Genomic DNA, 20435 nt, shown 5'->3' with positions numbered 1-20435 from the left:
CTCGCAGATGAACGGGCAATCATCCGAAACCATCGGCATCTTCGGACCCCGCAAGGACACGTTCTCCGAACGCTACCACCTGACCCGACGCGGCAAACTCAAGCGACTCACGCAAATCGCGCGCATCGCCAACCAATTCGACGTGGTGCACGGGCTCACACCCGTCAAAATGCGGCTCATGCTCGAAGCGCTCGGCCCCACCTTCGTGAAGGTCGGACAGATCCTGTCCATGCGCTCCGAAATCCTGCCCCAAGCGTTCTGCGACGAACTGTCCAAACTGCGCGCCGACGCCGACCCCATGCCGTACAGCACGGTGCTGCAGGTGCTCGAAAACGAGTACGGACGGCCCGTGGACGAGATCTTCGAGCACATCGACGCCACGCCGCTTGGCTCCGCAAGCCTGGCGCAGGTGCATCGCGCCAAACTCTCCACCGGCGAGGACGTGGCCGTCAAAGTGCAACGGCCGGGCGTGCGCGAAACCATGGCGCAGGACGTATCCATCATGCGCACCATCGCCAAAGTCGCCACCAGAACTATGCACAGCGCGCAGGTGGTGGACCTCTCCGGCGTGGTCGAAGAGCTGTGGGACACTTTCGAATCCGAAACCGACTTCCTCATCGAAGCCCGCAATCTGGCGGAATTCAAACGATTCTGCGAACGCTACAAGTACATGGACTGCCCGAAACCGTATCCGGAACTCTGCACCGAGCACGTGGTGGTCATGGACTACGTCGAAGGCATCTCCGTGTCCCATCCGGACGAGCTCGTCGCGGCCGGCTACGACCTGAAGGAGATCGGCACCAAATTGGTGGACAACTACGCCACGCAGGTGCTTGACGAAGGCTTCTTCCACGCGGACCCGCACCCCGGCAACATCATGGTGCGCGGCGGACAGATCGTGCTGCTCGACCTCGGCATGACGGGCCGGCTTAACGCCAAAACCCGTTCCGTTCTGAAGGACATGATCTTCGCCGTGGCCGAACAGGATTCGCCCGCGCTTGCCGACGGTTTGCTGCGGTTCGCCGGCGCCGAAGCCGATTCGGAGGATTACCCGGCCCTGCTGGCTGATTTGGACGTGATCGTCAAGGAATTCGGCACGGTTGATTTGGCCGAGCTCGACATCGCCGCCATGCTGACGGCCCTGACGCAGATGGCGCAGCGTCACGGCATTGAAGTGCCCAGCACCGTCACCACGGTCGGCCGCGCGCTGGTCACGTTGGAAGGTCTGCTTGACGAGTTCATCCCTGACGTGAACATGATCCAGATTATCTCCGACCACATCGCGGCGAGCACGTCGAAGAAGGATTTTGTCAAGGATGAGGCGAAATCGCTGGCCGTCGAGGGGCATCAGGCGCTGCACAGCCTGCTGGCCGCCGCCAACGAGCTGAAGGTGGCCTCCCGCATGCTCACGCGCGGTCAGCTGCGCGTGAATATGGAGATGGTCGGATCGCAGGAGCCGATCCATCTGCTCGCCAACATGGTGAACAGGCTCACGATGGCGCTCATCGTGGTCGGCCTGTTCATCGGCTCGTCGATCGTGTATTACGCGGGCATCAAACCGGTGATCTTCGGCATTCCGATCGTCGGCTTCCTCGGCTATGTGATCGCGTTCATCCTGTCCGTCTGGATCGTGTTCGACATCTACTTCAAGGGACGCAGTTCGAAGAAGCGGTAGCCGATTGGCGGTGCCGTGATGCGGTAGACTTGGCTTCCGTCCATTTCCGCCGGTTGCGACCGGCGGGTCATGCAGGTCGTCAGGAGGTGCGTATGGCGGACCGGCAGCCATGGCGCCCGATGTCGTTCGATGAGGCGATCGACATTTCCGCACGCGTCGCCCACAGACAGAGGCTGCGCCGGCAATTGCATTTCCTGTATGCTTTCGTGGCCACGCTGGTGATTGCTGCGATCGCGGTGGCCGGCTTTCCGTACGTGTTGCAGTGGCGTGCGTCGATCGCCACATCCAAAACGGCCGACGAGGCCGCCCGCCATGTGCAGGGCTGGCCGTATCCGCAGGCCGAGCGCGCGTTCGCCGCGGCCAAACGATACAACAGGAAGATCGCTGCTTCCGAACAAAGCGTGCTTGGCGAGGCGTCCGACCCGTTCGCAAACGTTCCCGGAGGCTCCCACACGTCCGACGATAGTGATTCGATATCCGCCAAAGACAAGGAATACCAATCCCTGCTGGACGCCGGCGGCGGGGTGATGGGTACCATCCGCGTACCCAAGGTGTCCATCAAACTGCCGATCTACCATGGCACCTCCAATGTGGCGCTCGCCTCGGGAGCGGGGCATCTGTACGGCACAAGCCTTCCGGTGGGCGGCGCGAGCACGCATGCGGTCATCACCGGACACCGTGGGCTGGTTGAAGCGGCCATGTTCACGCGTTTGGACGAGGTGAGGAAGGGCGATTTCTTCTACATCGAAGTGATGGGGGAGACGCTCGGCTACGAAGTGGACCGCATCGAGGTGATCGAGCCTTCGGACACGTCGAAGCTGCGTGTGGTCAAAGGCGAGGATCGTGTGACGCTGATGACCTGCACGCCGTACGGCGTGAACACGCATCGTCTGCTGGTTTCGGGCCATCGTGTCTCCATCCCGCAACCCGCGCCGGATCCGAACACCATGCGCGACCCGTGGGCCGCGGCCGTCGAGGTTGGCTTTGCGGTTCTTGCGATTGGCTTGCTGACATTGTTTGTGCTGGGTCGTCGGAATCGTCCGCAACCGCATATCATGCGTCACGCCACGGTGCATCTCGGCACGTTGATCGGGCATTTCCGTACATGATCTCGGCGCTCGCGGTCAAGTGACCACCTTACGGGGGATGTTACCATGCCGGACAGGCATGCCGAATGGCTGTGAGCGTTAACGTTTTCACCCCTTTATTTATCGGGGGTGCCGGAGAATTTGTCGTGGACACACCGATGGTGTATGCTTCCGACCATTCGTGCTGAAATATAGGCAGACAGGCGCGGATGGGCAAGGGAATTCCGTATTGCGTGCAGGCGGTACGGCAAAAGATGAGGTTGCGCGGTGAGGAAGCGTTCTTGTTTGATGCGGGGTCATGCAAGGGGGGTACTGGCTGCGCTGGTGCGAAGGTTTGCAGGGGTGTGCACGTCCTTGGTGCCGAATCGTTTCGTCGCTGCCGTGGTGGCCGCCGTGCTGATGCTCGTCACGGTGCTCATCGCGCCTCCGGCCCAAGCCAACGACACTTCGAGCGTGCCATATGGAAACCATGTGGTGAAGAACACGGTCAGCCCGTCCGGCACCTCCATCGACCTGTTCGACTACTGGGTGCAGACGTACCATCAGGCGGACGGCACCGACGCTACCAACCAGCGGAATATGGGCATCAACAACGGCAAGCAGCTGAAATTCACCTACAGCGGTTTCGGCAATAATGGTCAAAGCGTCAATGCGTGGACCGGAAGCGCTCGACCGAATTTCGGCATCGTCCAGAACACCTTGGTCAACGGCTACCCGCAGCTCAAGGCCGGCAGGCAGTATGACTCGAATAAGACGACCGACGGCACGCAGTCTCTTGACTACCTGTTCGATCCGGCGAGCACGGATTCGGCCACGAAATACCGCAAGACCTACACCAATCTCAAAGGCCTGCTCCAGCTGGAGAACGGCTATTACACGTATGACAGCGCGAAGAACTTCGCCGCGTTGGTCACCGACACCAATGGCGATACCAACGGCGACAACCAGGTGGTGGTGTATGACACTCCGAGCGTGGGCTTCTTCCCGCTCAACAACGCCGATGAACTGTTCGCCGAAAGGAACGGCCAACTGACGAAGAAGGTCACGGGTATGAGGGACGCGGTGCTGAACCACTATTTCGGCGTCCACTCGCAATCCGACTTCATGCAGCCGATAAACGGCTTGGTCAACGGCGAGGACATGACCTTCGACTTCACCGGCGACGACGACGTGTGGGTGTTCGTCGATGGCGTGCTCGTGGGCGATGTCGGTGGCATCCACAACACCTCCGCCTTGAACATCAACTATCGGACCGGCGTGGTGACGGTCTCCGACGGCGGCAGCAGCCAGTACAAGAAAACCACCATCCGGCAGGCGTTCGTCGACGCGTATGGCGAGGATTCCGACGCGTTCAAATCCGTGGAATGGTCTTCGACCAATCCGAACACGTTCGCCGACGGCAGTTACCACACGCTCGACTTCTTCTATCTGGAACGCGGCAACAACGCCTCCAATATGAAGCTCAAGTACAATCTCGCCGACATTCCGGAGAACAACCTGGTCAAGCTTGACCAGCAGGGCAACCGCGTGGCCGGCGCCGGATTCGAGCTGTACAAGGCAGGCAGCGACTACTCCTACACCGCCGCTGGTCTGATCAGCAAGGGCGTCACCGACAAGGACGGCGTCTACAGGTTCACCAACTACGAAACCGGCAAACCGGTGAACTTCGCCGATTTGGCGCGCAACGGACGCGGTATTACGCACTACGTGCTCAAGGAGACCAGCGCTCCGCCCGGGTACCGAAAATCCAAGGATATCGACCTGCGCTACCAGATCAGTCCCAACGGCGAAGGCCTGCTGCTGTGCAACAGGGAAACCCAGAAATGGAACGATGGCGCATGGTCGGTGGCGCACGAGACGCTGACGTTGGCGAACGGCACCACGGTGTACGACATGAACGGCAATGTGCACGACGCCTCGCAGGGCAAGGTGTTCGCCGTCATCCTGAACCGGCATAAGACCGCGGGCGGCACGTTGCAGAACGATGAATGGAACGCCGTCTCCGGCAGCGCCTTGCAGGGATGGAACCTGTCCGAATCGAAGGTCGACGGCGTTGAATCGGTCGTGAAGCTGGCGCAATCCGACGCGAGCAAGAGCACGAACTACCTGCATTTCCTCGGCAAGGATTCCGAAGGCAAATACTCGACGTATATCCCCAGTCTGCCCGGCGACCTGTTCACGTACTACTTCATGCGCAGCGAAGCGGATCAGGCTGATTCGCTGTACGCGATGGGTCTGTACTACACCATGGCTGATACTGCGGCGGACATTACGGCAGAGAACACCATCCGTCTCGACATGGATGATTCAGGCAAGCACAGCAACCAGTTCATGCGCAGCTTCGGCGTGCAGATCGCGGTCACCGACGTGCGCAACGCGCCGATCGTGCAGAAGGTTGACGACGCCGGCAATCCGATCGAAGGCGCGAAATTCGGCCTGTATGCGGCCAATCAGGTCAGCGCCGACGGCAAGAGCCTGCTCGAAGGCGCCACGCCGTTGCAGGCCTGCGTCACCAAGGACACCGATTATCCGTACCATATGGACGGCTCGTGCATGTTCGCGATGAAGGGTTCCGAAGCGGACGGTGTTGCGGGCAACGGCGTCGACCTTGACAACGGCACGTACTACATCAAGGAGATTGAGGCCCCCGGCGGCTATGAGATCAACGATACGTTGGCGAAAGTGCTCATCACTGATGACGGCATCTTCGCCGACGCCGGCAGCAAGGACGATGGCATATCCACGCTGACGCATATCGGCACGTTGAACGAGGTGTTCAAGCAATTCGCCGCCAATCGCGATATCAACCGCACGCTGTCGGATCTGAAGGTCACGCAGCTGCGATGCGCCGACGAGCAATGCGTGACCAGTAACGGTTGGAGCAAGGCCATCGACGGCGAAAAGGAAAAGGCCGTCAACGTAACCTGGACCGGCGATTACGACAACGGCTACTACACGCTGGCCGATCAGAGCACGATGACCGATGACGGTTTCGTCAACGACACCGGTTGGACGAACTTCAGCGTGGCACAGTCGCCCGATACCGCGACGGACAGCCGCGGTGCCAGGTTCGAACTGCGCAATTCCGAGCTTTCGCACCTGTTCACCGGCGCCACCGTGGTCCGCGTGCAGGACCAGCGCACAAGCAGCCTGTCGCTCACCAAGAAGGTCACGGTCGGCGAAGGATATAAGGCTCCGGCCGATATGGACACGCGTGCCTTCACCTTCGGCATCACGCTGAGCGCCAAGGATCCCGCCACGCTCCAGCAGGACGGCAAGACCGACTACTATTACGGCACGATTTCCGGCGGCACCAGCGAAGGTACCAAGGACGATCAGTCGGTGGTCCTGAAACTGAATCGCACGAGCGCCGACGCGACATCCGGCCAGCTGGTCCGCTGCGTCGCCAAGGGCGATACCGACGAGGCGAAATGCGCGACGACCGAACCGGTGAAGCTGACCAATCGGCAGACGCTCGCCATCGACAACATCGCGGACGGCGTCTCGTATTCGATCATGGAAAACAACCTGCCGACCGGATATACGCTCGACCAGAAGAAGACCAGCGGACTTTCCGGCACGATCACGCGTGCCTCCGGCACCGCGCAGGCCACGGCGGTCAATCTGTACCAGCCGGACAGCATCACGATGAAGGCGAGCGATTTCATCCAGGTGCGCAAGACGGTCACGGGTCTGCCGGCCGGAACGACGGGCGACTACCCGTTCTCCTTCCAATTGCAGGCCTCTCAAGACACCCCGCTGCCGTCCTGCGCCACCGACGGGCTCGCCGGGGCGTGCGTCATCTCCAACGTGGATGCCAACGGCAACCATACGATGACGAAAACGCTGACCTACCGGGCTTCGGCAGGCGCATCGCAGGACATGGCATTCGGCGATATCACGTTCACCAAGCCGGGAACCTACACCTACCAGCTATCGGAGGTCATGCCCGCCACCGGTGCGCTGGAAGGCTTCAACTATTCCCGCGCGCAATACACGGTGAGCGTCACCGTGAGCGTTGCGGGCGGCAAACTGCAGGTCTCCAAGGCCATCGCCACGAAGACGACCGACGATTCCGGGGCCGCCGTCACCGATTCCGCAAGCGAGGATCCGGCCGAATTCATCAACAACTACAGCAAGGATCCGCGAGCGGTGACGTTCTCCGCCACCAAGGACTATACGGAGAACGGCTACCCCTACCAGGCCGGCATGTTCAGCACCCGTCTGACTGCGGTCGGCAGCTTCATGACGGCGAAAGGGAACCCGAGCACGGTGGCCGGTCTGCCGAATAATGCGAATACCGTGCCGATGCCTACGGGCGTGGGCGCGGCCGGTACGGACGCCTCCTTCGACGATTATCATACGGCGAACTTCCCGCGGGTCTCCTTTGACGGCAACACCGGCAACAACACGTACGTGTACAAGGTGACGGAGAACACCGGTACCGTGCAGGACGCCGGCACCGCGATGACCTACGACGATACGACGTACTACGTGTTCGTGGCGGTGACGGTCACCGACGGCATGGTCAACGCGAACGTCACGTACTACAAGGACGCGAACGGAGCGCTGCAACAGGTGAGCGCGCCCACGGACGGCTCGAACGCCATCCGCTTCGCCAACACGTATCAGGCCTCGGAGGTTTCGGCGACCCCGCAAGGCACGAAGACCCTGACCGGGCGTGCGCGCAAGGCCACCGATTCCTTCGCCTTCACGCTCAAGGCGGGCGACGACGCGACCAGGGACGCCGTGGAATCCAAGGCGGTCGAGGGAAGCAGCTGCTCGTCCGGCACCGGCTGCACGCCGGACGGCACGCTCGCCAAGGCCACCACCACGAACGTGACTGCAAAATCGGGCGAAGCGAAACCGTTCACCTTCACCTCGCTCACCTTCCGCAAGGCGGGAACATACGTCTTCGACATCACCGAGACCAAGGGAACGACCGGCGGCATCACGTACGACGGTCACGTCTCGACGGTCACCTACGTCGTGTCCGATATGAACGCGTCCGGCACGCATACCGGCAAGTTGCGGGTGCAAAGCGTCACGTACGGCAATCGCAGTGCATCGACCGATGCCGACCGCAAGGCCACGGACGCCGCCGCATTCACGAACGTATATTCGGCATCGTTGCAGTATGCGGGATTCGACGTGACCAAGGAGCTGAACAACAGCAACAACGGATTGCGTGAGCTGTACGCGGGGGAGTTCACGTTCCGCATCAGCGGTACGGACGATGTCTCGGAGCAGCGCATCGCGGCGGCGACCTTCGCCAATGACCGCGAGTTCTCCAACGGTGCTGCGGAACCGACCGAGAACGGTGGCCGCCGTGCGAAGAACGTCATGCAGAACAAGCTGTCCGATCTGGTGTTCACCGAAGCGGACGCCGGCAAGACCTACGAGTTCAAGATTGTCGAGGTGGCGCAGCACACGAACCCGAACACCGGCAAGACCAACACAAAGCCCGATGCGGACTACAAAGCGCCGACCGGAGAGAACGCGAGCGATGTGAAGATCGATGGCGTCTGGTGCAAGCAGTGGGCGTACTATGTGCGGATCGCAGTGACCGACAAGGGCAACGGAACGCTTGGCGTGACATCCACATTGTCGTGCTGGAAGGGGCGCGATGCCAAGACGAAGGCCTGGGAACAGCAGGTCAGCGGCAACACCAAGATCAGCGATAAGCAGTCCATCCTGTTCACCAACACCTACGAAAAGCTGAACCCGACGGTCGTCACGAACACCGCGGACTCGGCCCCGCTGTACAAGCAGCTGGCCGGGCGCGCGTGGGGCGACAGCAGCAAGGACAGGTTCGCCTTCAAGCTGGAGCGCTGCAATTACAGCGCCAATCTCGGCGCGTTCAGCGATGCCGGCAGCATCTCCTGCACGACGAGCGGCACGACGCTGAATACGTTGCCGCAGCCGAGCCGTGGTGCAACGGTCGAGGTTGGCAAGAGCGACTTGGTGACCACCAAAGCCGGCGATTTCGCCAAAATCGGTTTCGGTGAGTTCAGCTTCTCCAAGCCGGGAGCCTACGTGTACAAGGTAACGGAGGTTGCCGGTTCAGACGCCACGCTTTCGTATGCGACGAACGTGCGGTATCTGCGATTCCGCGTCGAGGAGGACCAAATGAAGGGCGTGTATTCCGTCATCGCGACCACGCCCGGGTACGATGCGCCGACGGCCACCGACGAGAACGACGGTGCCGCGTTCGTGAATGTGTGCAGAAGCGCGGAGCAGTTGCCGCTCACCGGAGGCCTGACCACCAGGAACTTCCTGATCGGCGGGGGCATTGTCGGCTTGCTGGCGGTGATCGCCGGATTCGCCGTCCACGAGTGGTGGCTGCGCCAGAAGCGGAAGGAGCAGTTGCTGGAATAGATGGCCGCCGCCGGAGGCTTCACAGCCGACAGCGGCCAACCCAAAACTGGTCCGGGCAATCCAACTGATGCCCATAACCAACCCATAACAGATGTTGTCGCGTCCGGAACGTTCCGGACGCGCGCGGAAATGTTCAGAATACAGAAGAAGGAGATCTCATGAAAATGAGAAAACTATTGGCAGGCATCGCCGCCGCGGCGACCCTGCTCGGCTGTGCCGCACTCGGCACCGCCTCGGCTTCCGCCGATGGCACCAATACTGCCACGATTACCGCGCTAAACGCGCAGCAGAACAGCACGTATACTGCGTACAAGTTCGCTGATTTCTCCAATATCCAGGGAGATAGCCTTACAGGCGCAATCACGTCTGTCGATGTGTCCACCGTGGCTACGGGGTCTTATCTTAACGTTCTTACCAAAGCGGCTGAAGATGCTGCGAGCGTATCGAATATTCCCAACGAGTACAAGAACAATGTGGCGGCTTATGTGGCGACATTCGAGGGGACCACGCTTCGCAAGTTCGCCTCGTATATTCAGCAGCGCTTCGGTGATATCAACAACATCGGTGATTTCCGGGGAAGCACTGTCACCACGCCTGCTGATGGTTCTCCTACCGATCAGACGATGAATCTGGCCACGGGTGAGGGCTGGTATCTGGTGACGAAGGCAACGAATGGTGATTCGACGTTGCGCAGCGTTGCCGTGGTCGCTTCCACCATCAGCGGATACAAGACGATGGCCCTTAGCAAAGACAATGGCCAGAACAACATAGTTGAACTGGGCCAATTTAACGTCAAGGAGGAGAACGTCCCGAACGCGCCACACAAGTACGTATACGACGGCAAGATGTGTGATGATGGTGCGCGAATTACGGATGACACCCCGTCGCTGAATGGCAAGTCCGTGAATGTCGGCGATACGCTGTGCTATGTGGTCGTCACCAATGTGCCCAAGGGCGCACAGGGCTACACTTCATACCAGATGCTGATCGAAGATACCGCTTCCAAAGGTTTGACCGTTGATACGGACTCATTGCGAGCGTACCATGGCAACATGGCCGGAAAGGGCATCAAGATGGAAGCCAATGAATACACGGTTTCCAGCAACGATTCCGCTGAAGGCGGCAAGACTATGACTGTTACCGTCAACGACGCTCATGAGTGGTACGGCACCAAGCTTTGGATCGTGTACAAGGCCACCGTGAATGAGCAGGGCGGCAGTGCCGCAGCCGTGACGCTGAGCAACTCCGCTAGGGTGAAGCACAATGCCACTGCGCCCTCCGCCTCGTGGTCCGAAGCCGGAATGACGAAGCAGTATGTCGGCAGCTTCAATTTCACCAAGGTTGGTCCCGACAAAGAGCTGCTGAAGAATGCGAAGTTCGCGGTGTATTCCGGGACCGAGGCAACGGGAACTCCGCTCAGATTCACCAAGGTGGACAATGGGGACGATTCCTGGACGTACTATTACAATCCGAACGGCGACGAAACTGAAGTGGCTTCCAACGCCAACGGTCGTGTCATCGTCTATGGTCTGAAGGCCAAGATGACCAGCGGCGAAGAAGGCGAAGGCTTGTATACGCTGAAGGAGACCCAGGCCCCGACCGGGTATCTGAATGTCGAATCCACCATGCCGGTATTCACGGTTGAGGCACAGCTGAACGATGTTGCCGGGACGCTTACTGCCACGACTAATTTGGAATCCAACAACAACACTCTCAATCTGGCCACGACGGATACCGAGGGCATCAAGGTGAAGAACGTGAAGTCCATCACTCAGCTGCCGCTTACTGGTGGTGCGGGCATCATCCTGTTCTCCGTGGTCGCGGCGCTGTTGATCGCAGTGGCGGCCATCGTCACCGTGAAGATCCGCTCCGTCAAGCGCGAACTGCAGGACTGAGCCACTGAGCTAGCGGTCATCCACAATGCCAATGATTGAATGATCGCGGACGAATCGCTCATCAGGGCGGTGCACATCCCAACGGACGTGCACCGCCCTTTGCTTTGCAAGCCGCGCGTGTTCATCTATACGTATTCGCGTGCCCTTGCAACGAGCCCATGTGATATCCGGAAATCCTTGCATGGTAATCGCCATGAATGTCGGTGCTGCCGAATCAAGCGACCCGACGCGCCTCACGCCGCATGCCCCTGAAAATTCCAAGGGTCGACCAGCTCCACACCGGTGCCTTCGAAATCCTTGATATTACGGGTCACCACAACGCAGGCGTTGGTCTTCGCCGTCGCCGCGATCTGCGCGTCCGCGAAACCGGTCGGTCTGCCATTGCGCTCGCGCACGGCCAGCATCGCGGCGCAGTTGAGACTTGCCGGCAGATCGAACGGCAGGATGCGGCTGCCGAACGTGGTGAGCAGGCGCTCCAGCGCCTGTTCCAACTGCCGTCTGCGTTTGCCGTCGGGAAGCCGTTCGATGCCATAAAGTAGTTCGGTGACGGAAAAGACGCTGATGAACGTCCGTGAAAGGTCGAGTGATTGCAGGAAGTCGAGTACGTGTGGATCGCAATCCCTCTTCATTGCCTCCGAAAGCACGTTGGTGTCCAGTAGATAACGTCGTGCGTCGGTGCCGCCATTCATGAGACGTTCACCGGTTGCGGACCGTCCTCATCGTTCCGACGTGCCGGAAGATTCAACTCATCATCGCGCAGGCCGCCATCCAAATCGGCGCGGATTTGGCTGAAGAAATCGCCGGCCGTCACTATGCCGTGCGCAACGTAACCGGCGGTGTAATCCTCCAGAATCGACCGCACCTCGGCCTCCGTGGACCGTCCGTGGTCGTGCGCCGACTGCTTCAGCTGTGCCAGCACGTCGTCATCCAATCGACGGATCGTGATCGAAGCCATCTCCGCTCCTTCCATATCCGAATTCTCATAGTGATAGCATAATGCTATCACTATGATTCAACGCGATGCAAAACTGTGCTTTCGTACTATGGGATGTCTTCGAAGTTGGCGCGATACGGGTTCGCAATCGGTGGACTAAAGCGCAAACTTCTCATTTCGTGTATGAAACGACGCATAGAAACTTTCCATTTCGTGTATAAAACCATATCCACAAACTTCCCATTTCGTGTAAAATTAAGGGTACAACAACTCTCCATTTCGTGATTGGTGGTAGAAAAATGGCTATATTCCAACGAAAGGCATATGCAAAGCTACTGAATTGGAAGCATACCTCCAAGGGCAAGTCCGCCATGCTTATCGAAGGGGCCAGGCGAGTTGGCAAGAGCACGTTGGCGGAGGAATTTGCCAGCAATGAGTATTCGGGCCACCTGGTGCTTGATTTCTCTCAGGTTTCGGAAGACATCAAGGATTTATTCCGCGCATATCGCACGGATATCGATACGTTTTTTATGTATCTCAAGGCATATACCGGTGCGAAACTTCCTGAGCGGGATTCGCTGATTGTGTTCGATGAGGTGCAGCGATTCCCACAGGCTCGCGAGTTCATCAAGCAGTTGGTGGCGGATGGGCGATACGACTATCTGGAAACTGGTTCGTTGATATCCATCAAACGGAACGTGGCTGGCATCCTCATCCCGTCCGAGGAAACGTCAATGCGTTTGGGACCTTTGAATTTTGAGGAGTTTCTACGCGCAACCGGTGAAGAAGCGATTATCGAACCCATTAAGGATTCCTTCCAGACCTTGAAGCCAATGCCGGATGCGTTGCACCGCAAGGCCGAACGGCTGTTCCGCGAATACATGCTGGTTGGCGGTATGCCCCAGGCGGTCAACGCATTCAACGAGAGCAAGGATTTCGGCGTGGTTGACACCGTTAAACGAGAGATTCTGTCGCTATACCGCAATGATATTTCCCAGTTCGGGCAGACCGATGCGCCACGGATTGCCCGTATTTTTTCTACCATTCCCGGGCAGCTATCCCGGCATGACAAGCGGTTTAAGCTCGCTTCGCTTGAGTCCAGTGCGCGGAGCCGTGAGTACGCCGACGCGTTTTTCTGGCTGTCGGATGCATGTATCAGCAGTACCTGTTACAACGTTGACGATCCTTCCGTTGGGCTGTCCGCAAGTCTGAATGAGAGTTCGTTCAAATGTTACATGTCCGATACGGGATTGCTGATTTCGCAGCTGTTCGCTGACAATGAGTCGACTCCACATGAACTGTATCGTGATTTGTTGTTAGGCAAATTGAATGTCAATGAGGGGATGTTCACGGAAAACATTGTGGCGCAGCAACTGGCGAGCAATGGGCACAAGCTGTTCTTCTACGCCAAACGGGATGACAAGAATAGTGCAAATACCATGGAAATCGACTTCCTGATGTCCCGTGGATATGACGACGCCGCTGGACGTATGCGTATCTCGCCGATCGAGGTGAAATCCTCCAAAACGTATCAGGCGCGGTCGTTGGACAAATTCAAGACCAAATTCGGCAAGCGGGTGGGCACGCGCTTCATTCTGCACCCCAAGCCGCTTTCCGTCGATGGTGATATCTGCCGTTTGCCGTTGTATATGGCGTTTTGCTTATGAATGTGATGATGTTTGGCGTGGTGAGTGCTCATTGTCTTACGCTCGGAGCGCCGGCGAAAACTGAATAATCGGTGAAAACGTGAGCGAAAAACGACGAAGTGGGCTACGCTCGTAGAAGATGGCTTGCCGCGTAACGGGACGCGGCGGGCGGGCCGATCGCAAGGAGGATGCCCATGTCAAAGTCGTTTCTCAAGAAGGCGCTGCTCGGCGGCGCGGTTGCCGCTGGAGCCGCGGTCTGGGCGATCGCCCCGCGTTCCTTCTCCGACAAGCGCCGCAACTACGTGCCGGCCATTCCGGACGTGTGGTACGCGCATCGCGGACTGCACGACGCCGGTTCCGGTCTGACCGCGCAATACGCCGACGAAAGCGGCGAATACGTGGCGCTTGCCCGTCGCATGGCCATGAAGGCCGGTTATGGCAGCCCGGACGTTTCCGGCGTCATTGCCCCGGAAAACTCGCTTGCCGCCTTCGCCGCCGCCTGCGAGGCCGGTTATGGCATCGAGCTGGATCTGCAGATGACGCGCGACGGCGAGGTCGTGGTCGTGCATGATGGCGATCTGATGCGCGTCGCCGGCGATCCGCGCCGCATCGCGGACCTCACCTACGATGAGCTGACCCGCATTCCGCTGTTCCCGACCGACGCTCCGGGCGCCTGCAAGGCCGCGCCGCTGCCGTTGGCGTTGGAGGATCCGCCGCTGGTCACCACCCCCGACAATGCTCCGGAAGGCTATTACCAGCACGTGCCGCTGTTCTCCGATGTGCTCAAGGTGGTGGCCGGTCGCGTGCCGCTGATCGTGGAATACAAGTTCGACGACAATTCGAAGTGGGATCCGCGCGACGTGGAGCTCATGGAGAAGGGCGACGCGCTGCTGCAGGCCTATTCCGGCAAATACGTGATCGAGTCGTTCAATCCGGCGGCCGTGAACTGGTACAAGGAGAACCGCCCGGAAGTGTGCCGCGGACAGCTGTCCTGGTGGCCGGAAGGCGATGAGAAGCCCGCCGATCCGGTTGCGCTGGGCAAGGAATATGCGGCCGGCGCATTGGTGTTCGACTGGATTTCCCGCCCTGATTTCATCGCCTACGATTGGAAGGGCGGCAACAGCCCGCAGATGAAGCTGGCGCGGTTCATGGGCGCCATGCCGGTTTCGTGGACGGTGCGCAGCCGTGACGAATACGCGCAGTGCGGCGACCAGTTCGACCGTCACATCTTCGAAGCGTTCGTGCCCGACGAGCGGTAAGACAGACGTGGAAATCGCCATACGTTTTCCGTAAGGACGGCTTATACGACGGTTATACGACGGCGGTGCCGGATATACGGTCCGTTTCCCGGTTTCGGGTTGCGGCCGCATATCTGGCACCGCCGTTTTCCGTGGGTGTTGACGTCACGTGGGCGTCGGCGTCACGTAGGCATCACGTGGGCGCCGGAACGGACGTTTCCCGTCCGCAGCGGCGCCCGCAACATGGACGATCAGTCGATCACGCCATACAGACGATCGCCGGCATCGCCCAAGCCCGGCACGATGTAGCACTTGTCGTTGAGCTTCTCATCGACGGCGCACAGCACCAGCTTGAACTTGATGGACGGGTCGAGCTTCTCCTCGACGAATTTCAGACCTTCCGGAGCGCCCAGGATGCACACGGCGGTGATGTCCTTGGCGCCACGCTCGGCCAGGTAATGGGTGGCTGCGACCAGCGTGCCGCCCGTTGCGAGCATCGGATCGATCAGGAAGCACTGACGGCCGGTGAGGTCCTCGGGCAGACGGTTCGCGTACGTGATCTGCTCGGTCGGATTCTCCTCATTGCGCTTCATGCCCAGGAAGCCGACCTCCGCGGACGGAATCATTTTGGTCATGCCGTCGAGCATGCCGAGACCCGCGCGCAGCACGGGCACGATGATCGGTGCCGGCGAGGCGATGTGCTTGCCGATCATGGGAGCGACCGGGGTTTCGATCGGCTTGTCCACGACCTCGACGTCGCGGGTTGCCTCGTAAGCCTCGAGCATGACGAGTTCGGAGATGAGCTCGCGGAAAGTGGAGGAAGGAGTGTTCTTGTCACGAAGGACGGTGAGCTTGTGGTCCACCAGCGGGTGGTTCAAAACGTGAATATCCATGGCTTCTAAGCGTAGTCCATGGACCGTATGCCGGGAAACGCGTCGTTTTGGCCTCTGAAATGAAGTTCCGGGGCAAAGCAAAGTCGGAACGAAGTTCTGATTTGGAAGAAAGTGCTGATTTGAAATGGAATTTCGACTTGGTGTAAATCGGAAAGAAGAAGGAATGCGCCGAACCACGAAAGCGCCTGTCGGCGCAAAGGCCGCTCGCAGCGGCAAAAAATGGAGCCCGGGGCTATGCATGGCCCGACGCGAATTCCTATTGTACAGTCGATGCGGACGCCACGGACCGTCGTGTCGTGTTGCCTATGCCAATCACTCCAATCGCCCGCGCTTCCACAGATTCGCCCCATGGCGGAAATCCTTGGCCGTGGCGAACAGATTGCCCGCGGTGTGCATCAGCCGTGCGGCCTTCGCACGTGCCCGCTTCTCGACGGCGGAAAGCTGCCCGGCGGCGCCGGACGCCGCGGAAGACGTCGAATCGCCGGAAGTGCCGAACGAAGCCAGCTTGCGTGCCTCGATGCGCAGGCCCAACGCGACCACGTCGGTGAAGGCCGCGGCCCGTTCGAGCGCAACCGCGAAATCGCCGGTGAACGCGCCGGCCAGAATCGAATCGGCGGTGCGGGCGATATCGTCCTCCGTCGGCGCCTGGTCCACGCCCGCGATCGCGGATGCCGTGGTGGCCACCGGCTCGCCGATGCGCCACAGCCGGGCGATCGATTCGCGGTTCTTCCGCATCCACGTGCGCAGCAGGTACAGCCTCCATAGAATGCCCGGCAGTGAATCGGGATCGGCATGACTCCACAATTCGGCGATCACATCCACACCTTCGCGGTCCACCAGCGTCAGCACACGTTCCACCAACTCAGCGCTCTGCGTATGGTGCACGCGGTCAAGCAGGGCCGCCGCCGAAGCGTGGCTCATCTCGCTGATCTGCGCCGGATCCGCGCCTCCCGCGATGTTGTCGGCCATCATCTGGTCGAGCTGGCCGGGGCGCGCCGGACGCGGCGAACCGGTGTTCGTGAAACCGGCGGAACGGCTGGGAATCACTGAGCCTGAACCGTAGTGCATGTTAGTAGACAATGGGTGCGACCTTCTGGATGTCGATGATGCTGGGGCCTTGCGGAGTGTCGATGATGAACAGTGCCATCGCCGTTCCGGTGGGCATGAACGGCGATTTCGCGATGAGCTGCTTGGCGAGCTGCTTACGTGAGCAGAGTCCGCGCAGATGGTCGTACATGCCGCCGATGACCGGACGATGCATGCAGATGGCCGTGGCCTCGCGGCTGCTGAGCGTCCGCATGATTTGCTCGCGGAACGCCATCCACGCAATGGCCGGATGCTCGGCGAACGCGTCCTCCGTCAACGCGTCGACGTGCTCCATCGGCCGTTCGGTCTGCCAGCTGAGCACCTGCAGCGTCTCCTGGCAGCGCAGCCATGGCGACGTTGCCAGGCGGGTCGGGTTGAAGCAGGCGAGCTCGCGATTGAGTGCGAACGCCATGGCTGCGCCTTTCGGCGTGATCGGACGGTTCGCGTCGGTGCCCTTCCATGATTTGCGTGATTCCGCCTTGGCATGGCGCACGATCAGCAGTTTCTGCGCCCTCGCCGCACCTTCCTGCACGCGGTCCACGAACACGGCGAGCGTTTCCTTGTCCGTCGAATGCGTCAGAATCTTGCGCGCCTCACGCAGCGAGACCCAGACGATGTCGTTGATTTCGCCCACGTCCGCGCGGTGCACCGGCCCGAACGCGTCCAACAGATGTTCGGCGTCATCGGCGGAAATCGATTGCGCCATCCAATACAACGTATGCTTGGTGTCGACCGTGCAATCGCGCGAATGGCGGGTTTTCTTGCCTTCCTCGGAAAGCGGGTATTCGACTTCGCACAGATACGGTCCGAGCGACACGGATTCGCCCGTCTCCTCGCCGATTTCACGCACGGCCGCGTGCCGATGCGTCTCGTTGGGCTCAAGCTTGCCTTTCGGCCAGCTCCAATCGTCGTATTTCGGACGATGCACGATGCACACTTCGATGCTGTCGAGCTGTTCTTCGGTCGATCGCTGCGCCGCGATCGCCGGATTCGCCGCGATATCGCTGCCGGCCTTCCATCGCCATACGATGCCGCCGGCGGCCTCCACGACCCGTCTCATCTTTTCGCTCATATCTTCCTATTCTAGGCTGGGGGTTCCAGGTTGGGTGGATTGGCTGTGGTATTGCGCCTCGGGAACCGCCCGTACGGCAATCGCCCGTACAAAATTTCTGTACGGAAGCTATGCGTATGCACACCACCCGTAACAAGGCAATGGCCGACCCGCGCGATTGCGCGGATCGGCCATTCATCGTGAATTCACGTCAGTGACGTGCCGGACGACGGGTGTGCTTCTTGATGAGGTATTCCTGGCTGTCGACCAGCGGGCGTCCCTCCTCATCCTTGCAATGGCGCACATAGGTGCCATCAGGCTGCATGTGCCACGACGCGGTGGAATCGGCCATCTGCAAATCGACGTACTTGATGAGCTCGTCGATCTGCTCCGGAGCCACGATGCGTACCAGCGCCTCGACTCGACGGTCGAGGTTGCGGTGCATCAGATCGGCGGAACCGATCCACACTTCCGGGCCGGCCGCAGGGCCTTCGCCGATCTGCGGGCCGTCGGAGTTGGCGAACGCGTAGATGCGGCTGTGCTCCAGGAAACGTCCGAGGATGGAACGCACGCGGATGTTTTCGGAAAGTCCCGGAACGCCGGGCTTCAGCGCGCAGATGCCGCGTTCGACGATGTCGATCTTCACGCCGGCCTGGCTGGCGCGGTATAGCGCGTCGATGGTCTTCTCATCGACGATGGAGTTGACCTTGATCTTGATCCACGCTTCCTTGCCGGCGCGCGCGGCGTCCTCCTCGCGGCGGATACGCTGGATCAGACCGGAACGCACGGTGCGCGGCGCCACCAGCAGACGGTGGAAGCTCGACTTCGGTGCGTAGCCGGACAGCTGGTTGAACAGGCGGGTCATATCCTGGCCGACCACCGGATCGCAGGTCAGCAGACCCAGATCGGTGTAGATACGGGCGGTCTTCGGATTGTAGTTGCCGGTGCCCACGTGGCAGTAGCGGCGCAGTCCGTCGGCTTCCTGGCGCACTACGAGGCTCAGCTTGCAGTGGGTCTTCAATCCCACGATGCCGTACACCACGTGCACGCCTGCGCGTTCGAGCTTGCGGGCCCACGCGATGTTGGCGTCCTCATCGAAGCGCGCCTTGATCTCGACCAGTGCCAGCACCTGCTTGCCCGCGTGTGCGGCATCGATCAACGCGTCGATGATCGGCGAATTGCTGGACGTACGGTACAGCGTCTGCTTGATGGCCAGCACTTTCGGATCGGCGGCGGCCTGTGCCAGGAACGCCTGCACGGACGTCGAGAAGGAATCGTACGGGTGGTGCAGCAGGATGTCGCGCTCGCGGATGGCGGCGAAGATGTCCTGCGCACGGGACGATTCGACCTCAGCAATCTGACGATTGGTGGTCGGAATGAACGGACGGTACTTGAGATCCGGACGGTCGATGCCGCCGAGCTCGAACAGCACGGTCGCGTCGAGTGGCGCCGGCAGACGGTAGACCTCATCGGCGCTGACGCGCAGCTGGTCGGCGAGCAGCTGGGACAGGAACGGGCTGGTCTCGTCGGAAATCTCCAGACGGATCGGCGGTCCGAAGCGGCGGCGCAGCAGCTCCTTCTCCATGGCGTTGAGCAGGTTCTCGGCGTCGTCCTCCTCCACGTCGATGTCCTCGTTACGGGTGACGCGGAAGGAGCGGGCCTCCTTGATGATCATGCCCGGGAACAGGGATTCCAGATGGGCGATGATCAGGTTCTCCATGGTGATGAAGCCGTAGCGCACATTGCTGCTCTCGTCCTCGGTCAGGTCGTCGACGGGCACGAGACGGTTCAGGTTTCCAGGAACCTTGACGCGGGCGAAGTGCGATTTGCCGGAAGTCGGGTTCTCCACCAGCACGGCGAGGTTGAGCGAGCCGCCGGAGATGTACGGGAACGGGTGCGCCGGATCCACGGCAAGCGGCGTCAGGACGGGGAACACCTGCTGACGGTAGTAGCGCGAGAGGCGCTCCTGCTCGGCCGCGGTGAGCTTGTCCCAGCTCAGCAGCACGATCTGTTCCTTCGCCAGATCGGGCAGGATGTGGTCGATGATGTAATGCGCGTGCTCGTCCTGCAGTCGATGCGCCTCGTCGCTGATGGCGCGTAGCTGCTGTCTCGGGCTCAGTCCGGAGGCGGCGGTCACGGCGATGCCGGTGTCGATGCGGCGCTTCAGGCCCGCCACACGGACCATGAAGAACTCATCGAGGTTGTTCGCGAAGATCGCGGCGAAGCTTGCGCGTTCGATGACCGGCAGATCCTCGTCCTGGGCGAGTTCGAGGACGCGCTTGTTGAACTTCAGCCAGCTGAGTTCACGGTCGAAGAAGCGGTCGGTGGGAAGCGGCTTCTCACCGGCTTGAAGCTCTCGCTTGTCGTTTTTTTCCGTTTCGGCGATGTGCTCAGCTATCTGGCTGCGCAGGATCGCCTTTGAGGGTGCGTCAAAAATCTGTGCCATGGTTCTCTACTTTATCCTTAAGTGCTTGGAATGTCTCGCAAAACTCAGGAAAATTAAGGCGGAGTTTACATTCGTTCATTGATTGAGCGAAATCCGGGTCGACAC

12 protein-coding genes are annotated in these 20435 nt (G+C 60.1%); 6 read left to right on the top strand and 6 right to left on the bottom strand.

What is annotated here, in order from left to right; all coding sequences use genetic code 11:
* Positions 1–7: 7 nt before the first annotated feature.
* From ACR0P8_RS00515 to ACR0P8_RS00500, 4 genes are all read left to right on the top strand, one after another.
* Positions 8–1675, top strand: a complete 1668-nt coding sequence (locus ACR0P8_RS00515) for an ABC1 kinase family protein (RefSeq protein WP_432622671.1) — start codon at positions 8–10, stop codon at positions 1673–1675.
* Positions 1676–1767: 92 nt separating this feature from the next.
* Positions 1768–2784: a class C sortase gene (locus ACR0P8_RS00510; protein WP_432622642.1), complete on the top strand. Its 1017-nt coding sequence runs from the start codon at positions 1768–1770 to the stop codon at positions 2782–2784.
* Positions 2785–3105: 321 nt separating this feature from the next.
* The gene (locus tag ACR0P8_RS00505; protein ID WP_432622640.1) at positions 3106–9141 is read left to right on the top strand and encodes a Spy0128 family protein; all 6036 of its coding nucleotides are present in this window, start codon (positions 3106–3108) and stop codon (positions 9139–9141) included.
* Between the two features lie 158 nt (positions 9142–9299).
* The gene (locus ACR0P8_RS00500) at positions 9300–11036 is read left to right on the top strand and encodes an isopeptide-forming domain-containing fimbrial protein (RefSeq protein ID WP_432622638.1); all 1737 of its coding nucleotides are present in this window, start codon (positions 9300–9302) and stop codon (positions 11034–11036) included.
* A 233-nt stretch (positions 11037–11269) separates the two neighbouring features.
* On the opposite strand, the gene ACR0P8_RS00495 is transcribed toward ACR0P8_RS00500, so the two are convergent.
* Both ACR0P8_RS00495 and ACR0P8_RS00490 read right to left on the bottom strand, forming a co-directional pair.
* Positions 11270–11725 (bottom strand): type II toxin-antitoxin system VapC family toxin, encoded by a 456-nt coding sequence (locus ACR0P8_RS00495; RefSeq protein ID WP_432622636.1) that lies wholly within the window; start codon positions 11723–11725, stop codon positions 11270–11272.
* A complete protein-coding gene (locus tag ACR0P8_RS00490) occupies positions 11722–11991 on the bottom strand; it encodes a FitA-like ribbon-helix-helix domain-containing protein (RefSeq protein ID WP_432622634.1) in 270 nt (89 codons plus the stop codon). The genes ACR0P8_RS00495 and ACR0P8_RS00490 overlap by 4 nt, the downstream gene beginning before the upstream one ends.
* 278 nt (positions 11992–12269) lie before the next feature.
* Between ACR0P8_RS00490 and ACR0P8_RS00485 the strand changes: the two genes are divergently transcribed.
* Together ACR0P8_RS00485 and ACR0P8_RS00480 are read left to right on the top strand one after the other, a co-directional pair.
* Positions 12270–13637, top strand: a complete 1368-nt coding sequence (locus ACR0P8_RS00485; protein WP_432622632.1) for an ATP-binding protein — start codon at positions 12270–12272, stop codon at positions 13635–13637.
* 173 nt (positions 13638–13810) lie between these two features.
* Positions 13811–14875, top strand: coding sequence for a glycerophosphodiester phosphodiesterase family protein (locus ACR0P8_RS00480; protein ID WP_432622630.1), 1065 nt, complete (start codon positions 13811–13813; stop codon positions 14873–14875).
* Positions 14876–15105: 230 nt separating this feature from the next.
* Here ACR0P8_RS00480 and upp read toward each other — a convergent pair whose 3' ends face one another.
* From upp to ACR0P8_RS00460, 4 genes are all read right to left on the bottom strand, one after another.
* Positions 15106–15747 (bottom strand): uracil phosphoribosyltransferase, encoded by a 642-nt coding sequence (gene upp, locus ACR0P8_RS00475; protein ID WP_026646600.1) that lies wholly within the window; start codon positions 15745–15747, stop codon positions 15106–15108.
* Positions 15748–16059: 312 nt separating this feature from the next.
* Positions 16060–16815 (bottom strand): hypothetical protein, encoded by a 756-nt coding sequence (locus ACR0P8_RS00470; RefSeq protein ID WP_432622669.1) that lies wholly within the window; start codon positions 16813–16815, stop codon positions 16060–16062.
* Position 16816: 1 nt separating this feature from the next.
* Positions 16817–17905, bottom strand: a complete 1089-nt coding sequence (locus ACR0P8_RS00465; protein WP_432622628.1) for an NUDIX hydrolase — start codon at positions 17903–17905, stop codon at positions 16817–16819.
* Between the two features lie 190 nt (positions 17906–18095).
* A complete protein-coding gene (locus ACR0P8_RS00460) occupies positions 18096–20330 on the bottom strand; it encodes an RNA degradosome polyphosphate kinase (protein WP_432622626.1) in 2235 nt (744 codons plus the stop codon).
* Positions 20331–20435: the final 105 nt, after the last annotated feature.

The sequence above is a fragment of the Bifidobacterium sp. genome (assembly GCF_050874245.1).
Classification (GTDB): Bacteria; Actinomycetota; Actinomycetes; order Actinomycetales; family Bifidobacteriaceae; genus Bifidobacterium.
Note: the sequence above shows the minus strand (reverse complement) of the source record. Positions and strands in the feature narration are given on the sequence as shown.

Coding starts and splice junctions, on each gene's coding strand:
- ACR0P8_RS00515 (WP_432622671.1), top strand. CDS start 8: ATGAACGGGCAATCATCCGAAACCATCGGCATCTTCGGACCCCGCAAG.
- ACR0P8_RS00510 (WP_432622642.1), top strand. CDS start 1,768: ATGGCGGACCGGCAGCCATGGCGCCCGATGTCGTTCGATGAGGCGATC.
- ACR0P8_RS00500 (WP_432622638.1), top strand. CDS start 9,300: ATGAAAATGAGAAAACTATTGGCAGGCATCGCCGCCGCGGCGACCCTG.
- ACR0P8_RS00495 (WP_432622636.1), bottom strand. CDS start 11,725: ATGAATGGCGGCACCGACGCACGACGTTATCTACTGGACACCAACGTG.
- ACR0P8_RS00490 (WP_432622634.1), bottom strand. CDS start 11,991: ATGGCTTCGATCACGATCCGTCGATTGGATGACGACGTGCTGGCACAG.
- ACR0P8_RS00485 (WP_432622632.1), top strand. CDS start 12,270: ATGGCTATATTCCAACGAAAGGCATATGCAAAGCTACTGAATTGGAAG.
- ACR0P8_RS00480 (WP_432622630.1), top strand. CDS start 13,811: ATGTCAAAGTCGTTTCTCAAGAAGGCGCTGCTCGGCGGCGCGGTTGCC.
- upp (WP_026646600.1), bottom strand. CDS start 15,747: ATGGATATTCACGTTTTGAACCACCCGCTGGTGGACCACAAGCTCACC.
- ACR0P8_RS00470 (WP_432622669.1), bottom strand. CDS start 16,815: ATGCACTACGGTTCAGGCTCAGTGATTCCCAGCCGTTCCGCCGGTTTC.
- ACR0P8_RS00465 (WP_432622628.1), bottom strand. CDS start 17,905: ATGAGCGAAAAGATGAGACGGGTCGTGGAGGCCGCCGGCGGCATCGTA.
- ACR0P8_RS00460 (WP_432622626.1), bottom strand. CDS start 20,330: ATGGCACAGATTTTTGACGCACCCTCAAAGGCGATCCTGCGCAGCCAG.